13 protein-coding genes are annotated in these 13,641 nt (G+C 62.9%); 9 read left to right on the top strand and 4 right to left on the bottom strand.

Annotated features, from left to right (window positions below; genetic code table 11):
* Positions 1 to 41: 41 nt before the first annotated feature.
* Complete coding sequence (locus PG879_RS13645; protein ID WP_042017407.1) at positions 42 to 1,046, bottom strand: substrate-binding domain-containing protein; 1,005 nt, start codon at positions 1,044 to 1,046, stop codon at positions 42 to 44.
* A 435-nt stretch (positions 1,047 to 1,481) separates the two neighbouring features.
* On the opposite strand from PG879_RS13645, the gene PG879_RS13640 reads away from it, so the two are divergent.
* The 6 genes from PG879_RS13640 (at position 1,482) to PG879_RS13615 (ending at position 7,357) form a co-directional block, all read left to right on the top strand.
* Positions 1,482 to 2,603 (top strand): branched-chain amino acid ABC transporter substrate-binding protein, encoded by a 1,122-nt coding sequence (locus PG879_RS13640; protein ID WP_039041003.1) that lies wholly within the window; start codon positions 1,482 to 1,484, stop codon positions 2,601 to 2,603.
* A gap of 66 nt (positions 2,604 to 2,669) precedes the next feature.
* Positions 2,670 to 3,596 carry a high-affinity branched-chain amino acid ABC transporter permease LivH gene (gene livH, locus PG879_RS13635; RefSeq protein WP_010672383.1) on the top strand — a complete coding sequence of 309 codons (927 nt, stop codon included), beginning with the start codon at positions 2,670 to 2,672 and terminating at the stop codon, positions 3,594 to 3,596.
* 82 nt (positions 3,597 to 3,678) lie between these two features.
* Positions 3,679 to 4,947, top strand: a complete 1,269-nt coding sequence (locus tag PG879_RS13630; protein WP_039041002.1) for a high-affinity branched-chain amino acid ABC transporter permease LivM — start codon at positions 3,679 to 3,681, stop codon at positions 4,945 to 4,947.
* Positions 4,944 to 5,717, top strand: a complete 774-nt coding sequence (gene livG / locus PG879_RS13625) for a high-affinity branched-chain amino acid ABC transporter ATP-binding protein LivG (RefSeq protein ID WP_010672381.1) — start codon at positions 4,944 to 4,946, stop codon at positions 5,715 to 5,717. The genes PG879_RS13630 and livG overlap by 4 nt, the downstream gene beginning before the upstream one ends.
* Before the next feature lie 10 nt (positions 5,718 to 5,727).
* A complete protein-coding gene (locus tag PG879_RS13620; RefSeq protein WP_010672380.1) occupies positions 5,728 to 6,429 on the top strand; it encodes an ABC transporter ATP-binding protein in 702 nt (233 codons plus the stop codon).
* Between the two features lie 82 nt (positions 6,430 to 6,511).
* Positions 6,512 to 7,357, top strand: coding sequence for an AraC family transcriptional regulator (locus PG879_RS13615; RefSeq protein ID WP_270830315.1), 846 nt, complete (start codon positions 6,512 to 6,514; stop codon positions 7,355 to 7,357).
* Here PG879_RS13615 and PG879_RS13610 read toward each other — a convergent pair.
* A complete protein-coding gene (locus PG879_RS13610) occupies positions 7,336 to 7,929 on the bottom strand; it encodes a LysE family translocator (protein WP_010672378.1) in 594 nt (197 codons plus the stop codon). The genes PG879_RS13615 and PG879_RS13610 overlap by 22 nt on opposite strands.
* Before the next feature lie 163 nt (positions 7,930 to 8,092).
* On the opposite strand from PG879_RS13610, the gene glpE reads away from it, so the two are divergent.
* Positions 8,093 to 8,416, top strand: a complete 324-nt coding sequence (gene glpE / locus PG879_RS13605) for a thiosulfate sulfurtransferase GlpE (protein ID WP_005307320.1) — start codon at positions 8,093 to 8,095, stop codon at positions 8,414 to 8,416.
* 29 nt (positions 8,417 to 8,445) lie between these two features.
* Positions 8,446 to 9,279 carry a rhomboid family intramembrane serine protease GlpG gene (gene glpG, locus PG879_RS13600; RefSeq protein WP_270830332.1) on the top strand — a complete coding sequence of 278 codons (834 nt, stop codon included), beginning with the start codon at positions 8,446 to 8,448 and terminating at the stop codon, positions 9,277 to 9,279.
* Positions 9,280 to 9,688: 409 nt separating this feature from the next.
* On the opposite strand, the gene PG879_RS13595 is transcribed toward glpG, so the two are convergent.
* Entirely contained in the window at positions 9,689 to 12,109 is a 2,421-nt protein-coding gene (locus PG879_RS13595) for a VolA/Pla-1 family phospholipase (RefSeq protein WP_270830314.1), read from the bottom strand.
* A gap of 301 nt (positions 12,110 to 12,410) precedes the next feature.
* Between PG879_RS13595 and ubiK the strand changes: the two genes are divergently transcribed.
* Entirely contained in the window at positions 12,411 to 12,668 is a 258-nt protein-coding gene (gene ubiK / locus PG879_RS13590; RefSeq protein ID WP_010672374.1) for a ubiquinone biosynthesis accessory factor UbiK, read from the top strand.
* 139 nt (positions 12,669 to 12,807) lie between these two features.
* On the opposite strand, the gene fre is transcribed toward ubiK, so the two are convergent.
* Positions 12,808 to 13,506: an NAD(P)H-flavin reductase gene (gene fre, locus PG879_RS13585; protein ID WP_010672373.1), complete on the bottom strand. Its 699-nt coding sequence runs from the start codon at positions 13,504 to 13,506 to the stop codon at positions 12,808 to 12,810.
* Positions 13,507 to 13,641: the final 135 nt, after the last annotated feature.

Raw genomic sequence — 13,641 nt, 5'->3', positions numbered from 1 at the left:
GCTGGCGAGGGGGTTTCTTGTTCATGGTACCCGTGGCGCCGTCAGCGCAGGGACTTGACCGAGCGGCGGACGATAAGCTCGGGCTGCACCGTCATGGACTCCACTTCCAGCTCCTTGTTGCGGATCCGGCTCACCAGTTGCTGCACCGCCAGCAGACCGAGCTCGGCCTTGGGGTGGCGGATGGTGGTGAGCGGCGGGCTGGAGAAGCGCGCCATCTCCACGTCGTCATAGCCGATCATGGAGATATCGTCCGGCACCTTGACCCCGGCCTCCCAGGCGGCGCAGATGGCACCGATGGCCATGGGATCGTCGAAGGCGAAGACCGCAGTCGGGCGAGGGGTGAGGGCCAGGATGCGCTGCATGGCATCGAAGCCGCTCTGGCTCTCGTAGTCCCCTTCGAAGATCTGCTCTTCTTTCAGGGTCATCCCCTGTTCAGCCAGGGCATCGCGCACCCCGTCCAGCCGTTGCTGGGTAGTCGGCTTGGCGAGATGGCCGGTGATGCAGACGATGTTGGTGTGGCCCTGCTCCAGCAGATGGCGCACCGCCAGACGCGCGCCGATGCGGGCGTTGTCGTTGATCACGTTGGCGAAATCGCACTCGTTGCCCCAGTCCAGCACCACCTGCGGCACCTTCTTGTGGATGCGCAGCATGTCCCTGAACTGGGTGTCGATATCGGTCCCCAGCACCAGCAGACCGTCCACCCGCTTTTCCATCAGCATGCGCAGATAGTGCTGCTGGCGGGGCGGCTGGTTCTCGGTGTTGCACAGGATCAGGCTGTAACCCTGCTCGAAGCAGTAGGCTTCCACCCCCTGTACCACTTCCGCGAAGAAGGGGTTGGCACTGGTGGTCACCAGCATGCCGATGGTCTTGGTCGAATTGATCTTGAGACTGCGCGCCACCGAGTTGGGCGCGTAGTTCAGCTCTGCCACCGCCTCAAGCACTTTCTGGGTTGCGTCTTCGCTGACCCGACGGGTGTGATTGAGTACATGTGAGACGGTGGAGATGGATACGCCTGCGCGCGAGGCGACATCCTTGATAGTTGCCATCTCTGTCTCCTGAATAACAAAGGCGGAACAGTAGCAGATTTCCCGAATAAAGGCTTGGTTTTAACGGGCGCTGCCAGTGAATTATCAATGCTGGCTAATCTATGCGGTCATTTCTTTTTGCGCAAACGGATTTTGGTCAAAATGAGAGCGGACGCAGAATGAAATATCGTCAGTTTTTTACTCTGGAAATTGTCACCATGACAATTTGTTATCTGTATGTTGCACCACCTTGGCGACATTAAACTCCAGTAAAAAGCAAAAAACTGCGTGTTAGTTTCACAAAACCCCTCTCGCGCCTGCTCCGGTTAGTATCTTTAACATCTTGTTATTGCCCGGCGAGGAATGATAGAACCTTATCTATCGCCGGGCTGGCGGGACACAGGCTCGGAATGACGTGCATAAAATGAAACAATTCACTGATTAAGGGACGAATCAATGCATAACTTCAGCAAAATGGCAGTCAGAGCAGCGGTTTCTTTGGCTCTGTTTGGATCAGTTTCCATGGCCAATGCGGCCGATACCATCAAGATCGGCATCGCCGGCCCCCTGACCGGCCCGGTCGCCCAGTACGGTGACATGCAGTTCACCGGCGGCAAGATGGCGGTCGAGCAGATCAACAAGGCGGGCGGCATCAAGGGCAAGCAGATCGAAGCCGTCATCTATGACGACGCCTGCGATCCCAAGCAGGCCGTGGCCATCGCCAACAAGGTGATCAACGACGGCGTCAAGTTCGTGGTCGGCCACCTCTGCTCCGACAACACCCTGCCCGCCTCCGACATCTATGAAGATGAAGGGGTACTGATGGTCACCCCCGCCTCCACCAACCCCAAGATCACCGAGCGTGGTTACCAGCTGACCCTGCGCACCATCGGTCTGGACAGCGACCAGGGCCCGACCGCCGCCAAGTACATCATCGAGCAGGTCAAACCCCAGCGCGTGGCCGTCATCCACGACAAGAAACAGTACGGTGAAGGCATCGCCTCCAGCGTGAAAGCCGCGCTGGACAAGGCAGGCGTCAAGGTCGTGGCCTATGAGGGCATCACCGCCGGCGACAAGGACTTCTCCGCCCTGATCGCCAAGCTGCAGAAAGAGAACGTCGACTTCGTCTACTACGGCGGCTACCACCCGGAGCTGGGTCTGATCCTGCGCCAGGCTGGCGAGAAGGGTCTGAAGGCCAAGTTCATGGGTCCGGAAGGGGTGGGCAACAAGGACATCTCCGCCATCGGCGGCCCGGCTTCCGAAGGCCTGCTGGTGACCCTGCCGAACAAATATGACCTGGTGCCGGCCAACGCCCCCATCGTAGAAGCGTTCAAGGCCAAGGGTCAGGACTCCTCCGGTCCGTTCGTCTGGACCACCTATGCCGCCATGCAGGCCCTGGCGGCCGGTATCGCCAAGGCGGGCGAGGATGATCCGGCTGCCGTCGCTGCCGCCATCAAGGCCGCACCGATCGACACCGTCATGGGCCCCCTGACCTGGGCACCGAACGGTGACCTGAAAGGCTTCGAATTCGGTGTGTTCCAGTGGCATGCCGACGGTACCTCCACTCAACTCAAATAATCTGCCGGTCGGGGTGACGTGAGTCACCCCTCCTTTCTTTGCGGGCAAGTACACAGGGAACGCGGTATGTCCGAACACCTTCTTTATCTGGTTCAGCAGTTGCTGAACGGATTGACCATAGGCAGCACCTATGCGTTGATCGCCATCGGCTACACCATGGTCTACGGCATCATCGGCATGATCAACTTCGCCCACGGCGAGGTCTACATGATCGGCTCCTATGTCGCCTTCATGGTGATGGCCGGGCTCATGATGATGGGCATCGACAGCACCGTGCTGCTGCTGGGGGGCGCCTTCCTGGTCAGCATCATCATCACCGGCAGCTATGGCTGGTCCATAGAACGGGTGGCCTATCGTCCACTGCGGGGCGGCAACCGCCTGATCCCCCTCATCTCCGCCATCGGCATGTCGATCTTCCTGCAGAACATGATGCGGATGGCCCAGGGCTCGCGTGACATCGCCATGCCCACTCTGATCTCCGGGGGCTGGACCCTCGGCGGCGAGGATGGCTTCCAGGCCAGCCTCTCCTACATGCAGCTCATCATCTTCGTGGTGACCTTCGTCACCATGCTGGCGTTGACCCAGTTCATCGGCCGCTCCCGCATGGGGCGTGCCTGCCGTGCCTGTTCCGAAGACATCAAGATGGCCAACCTGCTAGGGATAGACACCCACGTGGTCATCTCCATCACCTTCGTGCTGGGTGCCGCCCTGGCCGCCGTCGCGGGGGTGCTGCTCGGCATGTACTACGGTGTCATCAACCCCTATCTCGGCTTCATGGCGGGTTTGAAGGCCTTCACCGCTGCGGTATTGGGCGGCATCGGCAGCATTCCCGGTGCCGTACTGGGCGGCCTGCTGCTCGGCGTGGTGGAAGCGCTCACCGCGGGCTATCTCAGCACCGAGTACAAGGATGTGATGGCCTTTGCCCTGCTCATCTTCGTGTTGCTCTTCATGCCCACCGGCATCCTGGGTCGTCCGGAGGTCGAGAAGGTATGAAAAACCAATCTATGCATGCCCTCGTGCTGCTGTTCATGACCATCACTGGCATTCTCGGCCGTCCGGAAGTGGAGAAAGTCTGATGAAACGTCAATTTATCCATGCCTGCATCGCCAGCCTGGTGCTGCTGGTGCTCTCCTTCTGGCTGCTCGGCTTCAAGCTGGAGACCGATGGCTCCCGCCTGCTGGTGGTAAGCCGCCTCGATGTATCGCTGGCCTGGCTGCTGGGGGGCGCCACCATCGTCTTCTGGTTCCAGATGCTGCGCGGCCAGATAAGCCGTCTGTTCCAGGCCTCCATCAGCGGCTTCTCCGTCGGCTTCACCAAGCTGGTGCTGCCAAGCCCCGAAGAGGCCCCCAAGCTCTATAACCTCACCGCCGTGCTGGTGCTGCTGTTTGCGGTGAGCTGGCCCTTCATGGCCTCTCGCGGCGCCATCGATCTGGCCACCCTCACCCTGATTTACATCATGCTGGGGCTGGGACTGAACGTGGTGGTGGGCCTCGCCGGTCTGCTCGACCTCGGCTATGTCGGCTTCTATGCGGTCGGCGCCTACAGCTACGCCCTGCTCAACACCTACTTCGGTCTGAGCTTCTGGGAGTGTCTGCCCATCGCCGGTCTGCTGGCGGCCACCTTCGGCTTCCTGCTCGGGTTCCCGGTGCTGCGGCTGCGGGGGGACTACCTGGCCATCGTCACCCTGGGCTTTGGCGAGATCATCCGCATCCTGCTCAACAACATGACCACCCTGACCGGCGGTCCGAACGGGATCTCCGGCATTCCGAAACCTACCCTGGGGGGGCTCGAGTTCAACCGCACCGTCAAGGACGGGGGCTTTGGCACCTTCCACGACTTCTTCGGCATCGCCTACAACGCCAACCACAAGGTGATCTTCCTCTACCTGATGGCCCTGGTGCTGGTAGTGGCCACCCTGTTCGTCATCAACCGCCTGCTGCGCATGCCGCTCGGCCGTGCCTGGGAGGCGCTGCGGGAAGACGAGATCGCTTGCAAGTCCCTGGGGCTCAACCCCACCATCATCAAGCTGACCGCCTTCACCATAGGCGCCTGCTTCGCGGGCTTTGCCGGCAGCTTCTTCGCCTCGCGCCAGGGCTTCATTAGCCCGGAATCCTTCGTCTTCATCGAGTCGGCCATCGTCCTTGCGATTGTGGTGCTGGGAGGCATGGGATCCCAGATCGGGGTGGTGCTGGCTGCCATCGTGATGACGGTGCTGCCGGAGCTCGCCCGCGAGTTCAACGAATATCGCATGCTGATGTTCGGTCTCTTGATGGTATTCATGATGATCTGGCGGCCGCAGGGACTGCTGCCCATGAGTCGACCCCATATGGAGCTGCGTAAATGAGCAACAATCAACCATTGTTGGATGTCTCAGATCTGTCGATGCGCTTTGGCGGCCTGCTCGCGGTCAACGGCGTCAAGCTGGATGTGGAAAAGGGGGAGGTGATCTCCATCATCGGCCCCAACGGGGCGGGCAAGACCACCATCTTCAACTGCCTGACCGGCTTCTATCGCCCGAGTGGCGGTGTCATTCGCTACAAGGGTGAGGAGATCCAGGGGTTGCCCGGCCACCTCATCGCCCGCAAGGGCATAGTGCGGACTTTCCAGCACGTGCGCCTGTTCAAGGAGATGACAGCGGTAGAAAACCTGCTGGTGGCCCAGCACAGGCATCTCAATACCGGCTTCATCGCCGGCCTGTTCAAGACCCCCTCCTTCCGCCGTGCCGAGAAAGAGGGGCTGGAGCAGTCCGCCTTCTGGCTGGAAAAGGTGGGCCTCAAGGATCTCGCCAACCGCGCTGCGGGCAACCTGGCTTACGGCCAGCAGCGCCGCCTCGAGATCGCCCGCTGCATGGCGACCCGGCCCGAGCTGCTGATGCTGGATGAACCGGCCGCAGGCCTCAATCCCAAGGAGACCGATGAGCTCAACGAGCTCATCTCCAACTTGCGGGACGAGTTCGGGGTCTCGGTGCTGCTGATCGAGCACGACATGAAGCTGGTGATGGAGATCTCCAACCGCATCTTCGTGGTCAACCAGGGCACCCCGCTGGCCCACGGCAAACCGGACGAAATCCGCAGCAATCCGGCGGTGATCAAGGCCTATCTGGGCGAGTCGTAAGGACAAAAAGATGTTAGAACTTCGCAACGTATCGACCCACTACGGCAAAATTCAGGCGCTGCACGACGTCAGCGTCGAGGTGAAAGAGGGGGAAATCGTCACCCTGATCGGCGCCAACGGCGCCGGCAAGACCACTCTGCTGATGACCCTGTGTGGCGAGCCCAAGCCCAGCAGCGGCTCCATCTGGTTCGAGGGGGAGCAGATAGACTCCCTCACCACCGCCCGCATCATGCGCAAGGACATCGCCGTGGTGCCGGAGGGGCGCCGCATCTTCGCCCGCCTCACGGTGGAGGAGAACCTGCTGATGGGGGCCTTCTTCGTCGACAAGGCGGAGCAGCGCGGCCTGCTGGATCAGATATTTACCCTGTTCCCCCGCCTGCACGAGCGGCTGGAGCAGCGGGCAGGCACCATGTCTGGCGGCGAGCAGCAGATGCTGGCCATCGGCCGCGCCCTGATGAGCAAGCCGCGCCTGCTGCTGCTGGATGAACCCTCCCTGGGACTCGCGCCCATCGTCATCCAGCAGATCTTCGACACCATAGAGCAACTGCGCCAGAAGGGGATGACCATCTTCCTGGTGGAACAGAACGCGAACCAGGCGCTCAAGCTGGCGGATCGCGGCTATGTGCTGGAGAACGGCCGGGTGGTGCTGCAAGACACGGGAGAGGCCCTGCTGGCCAACCCCGCCGTCCGCCAGGCCTATCTCGGCGGCTGAGGATGCAGCAACCATCGTCACCCTTCCCCTGCCGCTCTCCCCGAGCCCGGCAGGGGAACAGCCCCCCGCCGAGGAGCACATTGTGAGCCGTGCGCGGGCGACGCAGGATCAGCACCACTTCTGGCACGATCCCGCCCTGCCCTTCATCGAGGCGCGGGCGGTGCAGGATGGCCGGCGCGTCTGCTACGACAAGCACAGCCACCCCCACTTCTCCATCGGCGCCATCACCGGCGGCCACAGCCACTACCTCAACCAGCGCAGCCTGCAAGAGGTCGGCCGCGGCAACCTGGTGCTGATGAACCCGGAAGAGGTGCACGCCTGCAATCCCGTCGCGGACCAGCCCTGGTCCTATCTGATGTTCTACATCGACAACCTCTGGTTGCAGCGCCAGCAGGAGGAGGCCGGGCTCGGCAACGCGTTTCGCCCCTTCGACATGACCGCAAGCCGGGATCCCCTGCTCTACCAGGGGCTCTGCCGGCTTCATCGGCAACTGGTGGAGGAGCCGGATCCCCTGGCTCGCGAAGTGGCCTGCCACCTCTTCAGCCGCCAGCTTCTCGCCAGGCTCACCCCGGCCAAGTGGGATGACCGCCCTCCCCAGCACCTGCAGCGAGCCGCCGAGCTGATGCAGGACGAGAGTGCCTGCGCCCTCACCCTGGCGCAGCTGAGTGCGGTGGCCGGGCTTACCCCTTCCCATTTCGTGCGCGCCTTCAGCCGCCACTACGGCATGACGCCCCACGCCTACCTGCTCGATCAGCGCATTCGCCACGCCCGCACCCTGCTGCGCCAGGGGCAGCCCCTGGCGGAAGTGGCCCTTGCCAGCGGTTTTGCCGATCAGGCCCACTTCCAGCGCCAGTTCAAACGCCGGGTGGCCGCCACCCCGGGCCAGTACAGAGCGCAGCTCGCCCCTCAGGACGAGCGCACCAGATAGGCGGCGCTGAGCAGCAGCAAGAGCGCCATGGCCCGATTGAACCAGCGCAATCGGCGAGGAGAGACCAGCCACCCCTGCAATCGGCTGCCCGCATAGGCCCAGCAGGCGATGGAGCCGAGGCAAATCACCAGATAGATGCCGGTAAAGAGGGCGATCTGGCTCATGCCGCCCGCGATCCCATAGGCTCCCATCCCCATGCTGGCGGCAAGCCAGGCCTTGGGATTGAGCCACTGCATCAGGGCCCCGTACCAGAAGGCGGGGGGTACGCCCTCCACTTCCTCCACCTCGCCGCTGTCCACCAGCAACTGCCAGGCCATCCAGCCGAGAAAGAGCACGCCGCCCCAGTGAATGGCCCCCAGCGCCACAGGCCAGCGGGACAGGGCGCCGCCAAGACCCAGCCCCATCAGCAGGAGCAGCAGGATGAAGCCGAGGGTGGCCCCCACCACGTGGCGCAGGCTGGCCGTGAAACCGTACCGGGCGCCGGTGCCAAGGGCGACCAGATTGACCGGCCCCGGGGAGATGGACATGGCCAGGGCAAACCCGGCCATGGATAACAGCAGACTGAATTCCATGGATGATGCTCGTTCAATTGAGGGAAGTCCGAGCCTACCCGGCCCGGGCGGCCCGATATTGAAGAAAATTGCGATCCCCTGGATGCCGCCCCCATTGCACACTTAGCGCAAACCGCCGCTTGCGGTAAACTGCCCTTCAACCCTCCATTTTCAGGACATCTCAATGGACCAGTTTGCCCATATCAGCGCCCATGATGCCCACCAGAAGCTGAGCGCAGGCGAAGCCCGTCTCGTGGACATTCGCGATCCCCAATCCTTCGAGACGGCCCACGCGGTCGGCGCCTTCCACCTCACCAACGGCACCCTAGTTCGCTTTATGAACGAGGTGGACTTCGATACCCCCGTCATCGTGATGTGCTATCACGGCAACAGCAGCCAGGGGGCGGCCCAGTACCTGCTGCAACAGGGCTATGACGAGGTCTATAGCCTGGATGGCGGTTTCGAGGCCTGGCGCAGGGAGTTCCCCATCCAGGCGGGGGACGCATGACAGAGGCGGGTCGTTCCTCCTCCACCGGCATGATCCAGCTGCTGGTGCTGGGCGACGCCCGCATGGCCCAGGCGCTGGTGGATTATCTCGCCACCCTGGGCATTCCGTGCGAGCTGACCCAGTCAGAGCTCGGCGTCTCGGTCTGGCTGGCGGACGAGCGGCGCCTCGCCCAGGCCCAGCAGGAGGTCAAGCGCTTCCTGAGCGAACCCAATCACCCCCGCTACATGGAGGCCTCCTGGCAATCCGGCCATGCCGATGCCCGGATCGACTACAGCAAGGGGATGATGGATCCGGTCACCGATTTCCTCCACCAGGCGGGCCCTCTGACTCTGGTGGTCATCATCGCCTGCCTGGCCATCTACGCTCTGGATGCCATCGGCCTGCCCATCTTCGACGAACTCGCCTTCCACCCCACCCTGGCCCAGTTCACCGACTGGCAGGCCTGGCGCTACGTCACCCCGGCCTTCATCCACTTCTCGGTGCTGCACCTGGTGTTCAACCTGTTGTGGTGGTGGTATCTCGGTGGCCAGATAGAGCAGCGCCTCGGCAGCGGCAAGCTGTTCATCCTGCTCATCGTCGGGGCTGCCCTGCCCAATATCGCCGAGTTCTTTGCCAGCGGCCCGCGCTTTGGCGGCCTCTCCGGGGTGGTCTATGCCCTGCTCGGCTACAGCTGGCTGCGAACCAGGCTTCAACCGAATTGCGGCCTCGCCATGCCGCCAGCCCTGATGGGCTTCATGCTGGTCTGGCTGGTGCTCGGCTTCTTGGACATGCTCGGCACCCCCACCGCCAACATGGCCCATTTGGTCGGCCTGCTGGTCGGCCTTGCCCAGGGCTGGCTGGACAGGCACCACAGGCCGGGGTGAGGCCTGGTTGCCGGCAACGGCTCGGCAACCAAAGCCACCACCAACATGGCTCACCTGGCGGGCCTGCTGGTCGGCCTTGCCCAAGGCTGGCTGGACAGGCAACACAGGCCGGGGTGAAGCCTGGTTGCCGGCAACGGCTCGGCAACCATAGCGACCACCAACATGGCTCACCGGCGGGCCTGCTGATCGGCCTTGCCCAAGGCTGGCTGGACAGGCACCACAGGCCGGGGTGAGGCCTGGTTGCCGGCAACGGCTCGGCAACCATAGCGACCGCCAACATGGCTCACCTGGCAGGCCTGCTGGTCGGTTTTGCCCAGGGCTGGCTGGACAGGCGCCACAGGCCAGCCTGAGCCGATTTGCCATAAAAAAACGCCGCCCCAAGGGGCGGCGTTTTTATTGGTCGGCCGGCTTACTGCTTGAGCAGGCTGGCGTCGGTCACCTTGACCGCGGTACCGCCGCTTGCGAAGAAGCTGCCGAACTGGGTCTGCATCTCGGTGGTGACGGCGCCGGTCGGATCGAAGTTCTCGTCCGGTGCCAGCAGCGAGCTGTGACCCCCGGCCACGAAGCGGGCCGCTCTGTGGTTGGCGGCGCCGGTGGCGGTCAGCGGTTGCAGGGCCAGAACCTTGAACAGCGGCTCGGTGCCACCCAGCGGGGCGGTGGCGATACTGTTCGGGATCACTCGATCCGACAGGCTCAGGGCGCCGTCGCCGACGATTTCGGTGGCAAACAGCGGGAAGTCCGCCGCGATGCCGCTCCCCAGGTTGATGGGGTCTGCCGAATCCAGCACCGACTGCGCCGCAAAGCTGTAGCTCTGCAAGGTACTGGCCGCCGTGGCCTGGGTGGCCGCATCCTGGCTCGGCAGGAACTCGTTGACGAAGCAGGTCGGCACCGCCGTCTTGCAGTTCGGGGCGTAGGCGGTGAAGGCTGCCTTCAGGGCTGCACTGCCAGCGGTCAGCACGCTCATCTGGATGGTCGGACCGAAGGTCGGCGAGTTCAGCAGCAGCGGCGCTATGCCGCCACCCGGCATGGCCAGGCCGCCAGTGTCGAACTTGAACAGGGCGTCTGCCGTCGGGTTGCCAACAGACTGGTTGGCCACCGCCAACAGGTTGGCCCCCGCGATGGCACCCAGGGAGTGACCCAGGAAGTGCACCTTGAGGCTGCCTGCGGTGCCGATGGCGCCCTTGGCATTGGCCAGCCCCACTGCCAGACGCAGGCCCAGCAGATCCGCCACGCTCTGTTTCAGGTTGTCGCGGGCCACGGTCAGGTAGCTCAGGTTCAGGTAGGGGGTCGGGTTGTCGGAGGTGGTCACCGAGTCCATGCTGCCGGTCAGGGCGAAGCCGCGTTCACCGTGCAACGGATGGTCGATCACCACCACGGCCACGTTCTTGCTCGCCTGGGCACCGGCACCGATCTGGCCAAGGGCCAGGGCGTAGGCGTTCTCCTTCACCGAGGTGACGCCGTGCTGATAGATGATCACGTCGGTGATGGTCTTCAGGTCATTGGTAGCGGCGAAGATCCGCATCGGGACGGACTGCACCTCTTCCAGTGCCGGCAGCGGGTTGAAGCGCCCGATATTCATCTCGGGATCCAGCGCCTTGCCGCCGGAGGTGAGGGTCACCCCGATCAGCTTGCTCGCCTCCGCCAGCAGCTCGGCCTGACGGCTCGGATCGGCGATGAGTTCGCCCAGCAGGGCCGGATCCACGCCCGCCCCCACCAGGCCGCCGATCACTTCGGCATCCTGGGCCTTCAGGGCGTTCGCGATGGCGTAGAGGCTGGGGATGGCACCGTGCCAGGACTGGGTCTTCGCCTTGTCCCAGGAGCCGGCGGTAGCCGGGGAGGAGAGGAAGTAGGGCAGCTTGACGGTGCCGCTGTAGACGGTGGTACCCAAGGCCAGATTGTGGAGTGGAGTGCCGTCACCAAAAGCGGCGGCAATCGCATCCTTCTGCTCCTGGGGCAGGAAGTTCTCGGCGTCCAGCTGGGTCAGGAAGGGGCTGCCGCCGCTCACCGACAGGGTATAGGTGCCAGGCAGGCTGGTATTGCCCAGAGCGTCCTGCTTCCACAGGGCGGCGGCGTCCAGGGTCGGGCTCTTGAGCACGGATGCGGCCGCCCCTTTCACCGCCACCAGCACGTCGGCGCCGGACTGGGTACCGAACCAGTCGGAGAAGATCACGTGGTCGCTGGTGATGCCGGTGGCAGCCTTGAACAACCCTTCCTGCAGCACAATCAGGCCGCTGATGGTCTGCTCCTGGGCGTTGCTGCCGGTGCTGGTCTTGTAGTTGCTGTAGTCGCTACCCGGTCGCAGGGGGGCACCCGTGCTGTCTTTGAGGGTATCGGTCGCCACTATCATGTAGTAGGAAGAGGGGTTGAGCGGCTTGAGCGGCACCAGATTCAGCTTGCCGGTCGTCTCGGCCACCACGAAGTCCACCCCGTAGGTCAGCACCTTTTTCACGCCGCTCGGACGCAGGGCCGCACTGTCAAACTCCAGCTCCATCAGGTAGAGGGGTGCCACGGAGGCTGCGAATTCAGCAGCGGCCGGCGCCTTGACCTGGATGCCGGAGGCCGTCACCGGCACGATCTGGATCGCCTGGGTAGTCGACCAGCCATCCAGGGTGGAGAGGGCGGACACCGGGTTGGAGAGATCCGCCGTTTCCGTGGAGAATTTCAGGGTACCGTCGGTCGCACGGGCTGCCAGGGCGCTGGGTCGGACTGCATTGGAGCCGCTCAGCAGATAATCGAGATAGCTTGAGGTATCGCCTGTGTTGTCGTCACTGCCACCACAACCGCTCAGCAGCGCACTGACGACGGCCGCGTAAATTAGCTTTTTCTTCATATCCTTATCTCTTTTATGTTGTTATCCATGATGAGCCTGACGGGGTAGGGTTCAAACCCGACCGAATCATATTAACAGCAACGCAACAATTAATAAGCCTCTGGTCAGTCATCTGATCTGATTTTTTTGTGTACACCATCAAGGAATTGGAATTGATCCCCGGCGTCACAGGGTAGCAGCCAGGGTGCATCAACCAGACCCGACCAGAGCCCGATAGGATCCATGGCGCAAAAAGCCGCTCCGATCTCGGCAAAGGGGACGATTTGTCGGTAGAATGGCGCCATTGCTTAAGGAGACCCCCATGATCGACCCGAAAAAACTGGAAGAGATCGCCAAACAGATACACAACGCCCTGCCCCCCGGCATTCGCAGCATGGGTGAAGAGGTGGAGAAAAAGACCCGTCAGGTCTTGCAGGCCCAGCTCAACAAGCTGGATCTGGTGAGCCGCGAGGAGTTCGACGTGCAGACCAAGGTGCTGCTGCGCACCCGGGAGAAGCTGACCGCCCTCGAGGCCAAGCTGGCCCAGCTCGAGCAGCAGCTCGCTGCCAAGGGCGAATGATCCGGCGTGACCCGCCGTAGATAGCACAAACCCCAGCCAGGCTGGGGTTTGTCGTTTTTATGGGGACAACGAGTTTCTCATCCCCCCTTCTCTCGCAAGACGATAAGGGGGCAGATCGACGCACTGCGGTCGGCCGTGGTCAGATAAACTCGTAGGCATCGCCGAAGATGCGCTCGGGCTCGGCGCCCAGCACCTTGAACTCTTCCCGCGCGGCACCGGCCATCTCGAAGCGGCCCGCCACATAGATGTCGTAGTCATGCAGGCTGACGAAGTCATCCATGATGGCCTTGTGCACCAGCCCGGTCCTGCCGGTCCAGTCGCTCTCGGGCTCCTGCACCACGGGAATGAAAGTCAGCGGCGCGTAGTCGCGCTCCCACTGCTGCATCTGCTCCAGCTCGTAGAGCCAGTGCGCCTGGCGTACCCCCCAGTAGAGGAACACCGGACGCTTGCTGCCGCTGCCGATCAGGTATTCCAGGATGGCGCGGGCATAGGAGAAGCCGGTACCGCCCGCCATCAGGATCAGCGGTCGGGGGGATTCGTCGCGCAGGAACGCCTTGCCGGCGGCCAGCTCGACCTCGATCTCTCCCTGCTCGCGCATGCGGGCCAGCACCTGACCGGCATAGGCATTCTCGGGAGTTGCACCGATCTGCAGCTCCAGCACGCCGGAGCGGGTCGGCGAGTTGGCGATGGAGAAGGGGCGCTTGTCCGAATCGCTCATCACCACCAGCAGATACTGGCCCGGCTTGAAGCTCACCTCCTGCTGCGGCGCCAGCGCCACGTGCCAGATGGTGTCGACATATTCGCGCAGTTCCTCTACGCGGCACTTGATACGTTGCATTCTTGTCCTTGTGAGGGGCCTGCCCGGCCCGCTTCGCTCATGGTTTCACTGTTTTTATGGCGACCAGTTGGTGGTCAGGTCCGTCGAGCATACCCAATTCGGCACGGCAATACCGCACTTTTGCGTCACAATGGC

Source organism: Aeromonas sp. QDB63 (assembly GCF_027707425.1).
Taxonomy (GTDB): domain Bacteria; phylum Pseudomonadota; class Gammaproteobacteria; order Enterobacterales; family Aeromonadaceae; genus Aeromonas; species Aeromonas caviae.
This window is presented reverse-complemented; position numbering and strand designations above follow the sequence as displayed.

Excerpts from the sequence above, each read along its gene's own strand:
- PG879_RS13645 (WP_042017407.1), bottom strand. The coding sequence starts at position 1,046 with ATGGCAACTATCAAGGATGTCGCCTCGCGCGCAGGCGTATCCATCTCC.
- PG879_RS13640 (WP_039041003.1), top strand. The coding sequence starts at position 1,482 with ATGCATAACTTCAGCAAAATGGCAGTCAGAGCAGCGGTTTCTTTGGCT.
- livH (WP_010672383.1), top strand. The coding sequence starts at position 2,670 with ATGTCCGAACACCTTCTTTATCTGGTTCAGCAGTTGCTGAACGGATTG.
- PG879_RS13630 (WP_039041002.1), top strand. The coding sequence starts at position 3,679 with ATGAAACGTCAATTTATCCATGCCTGCATCGCCAGCCTGGTGCTGCTG.
- livG (WP_010672381.1), top strand. The coding sequence starts at position 4,944 with ATGAGCAACAATCAACCATTGTTGGATGTCTCAGATCTGTCGATGCGC.
- PG879_RS13620 (WP_010672380.1), top strand. The coding sequence starts at position 5,728 with ATGTTAGAACTTCGCAACGTATCGACCCACTACGGCAAAATTCAGGCG.
- PG879_RS13610 (WP_010672378.1), bottom strand. The coding sequence starts at position 7,929 with ATGGAATTCAGTCTGCTGTTATCCATGGCCGGGTTTGCCCTGGCCATG.
- glpE (WP_005307320.1), top strand. The coding sequence starts at position 8,093 with ATGGACCAGTTTGCCCATATCAGCGCCCATGATGCCCACCAGAAGCTG.
- glpG (WP_270830332.1), top strand. The coding sequence starts at position 8,446 with ATGATCCAGCTGCTGGTGCTGGGCGACGCCCGCATGGCCCAGGCGCTG.
- PG879_RS13595 (WP_270830314.1), bottom strand. The coding sequence starts at position 12,109 with ATGAAGAAAAAGCTAATTTACGCGGCCGTCGTCAGTGCGCTGCTGAGC.
- ubiK (WP_010672374.1), top strand. The coding sequence starts at position 12,411 with ATGATCGACCCGAAAAAACTGGAAGAGATCGCCAAACAGATACACAAC.
- fre (WP_010672373.1), bottom strand. The coding sequence starts at position 13,506 with ATGCAACGTATCAAGTGCCGCGTAGAGGAACTGCGCGAATATGTCGAC.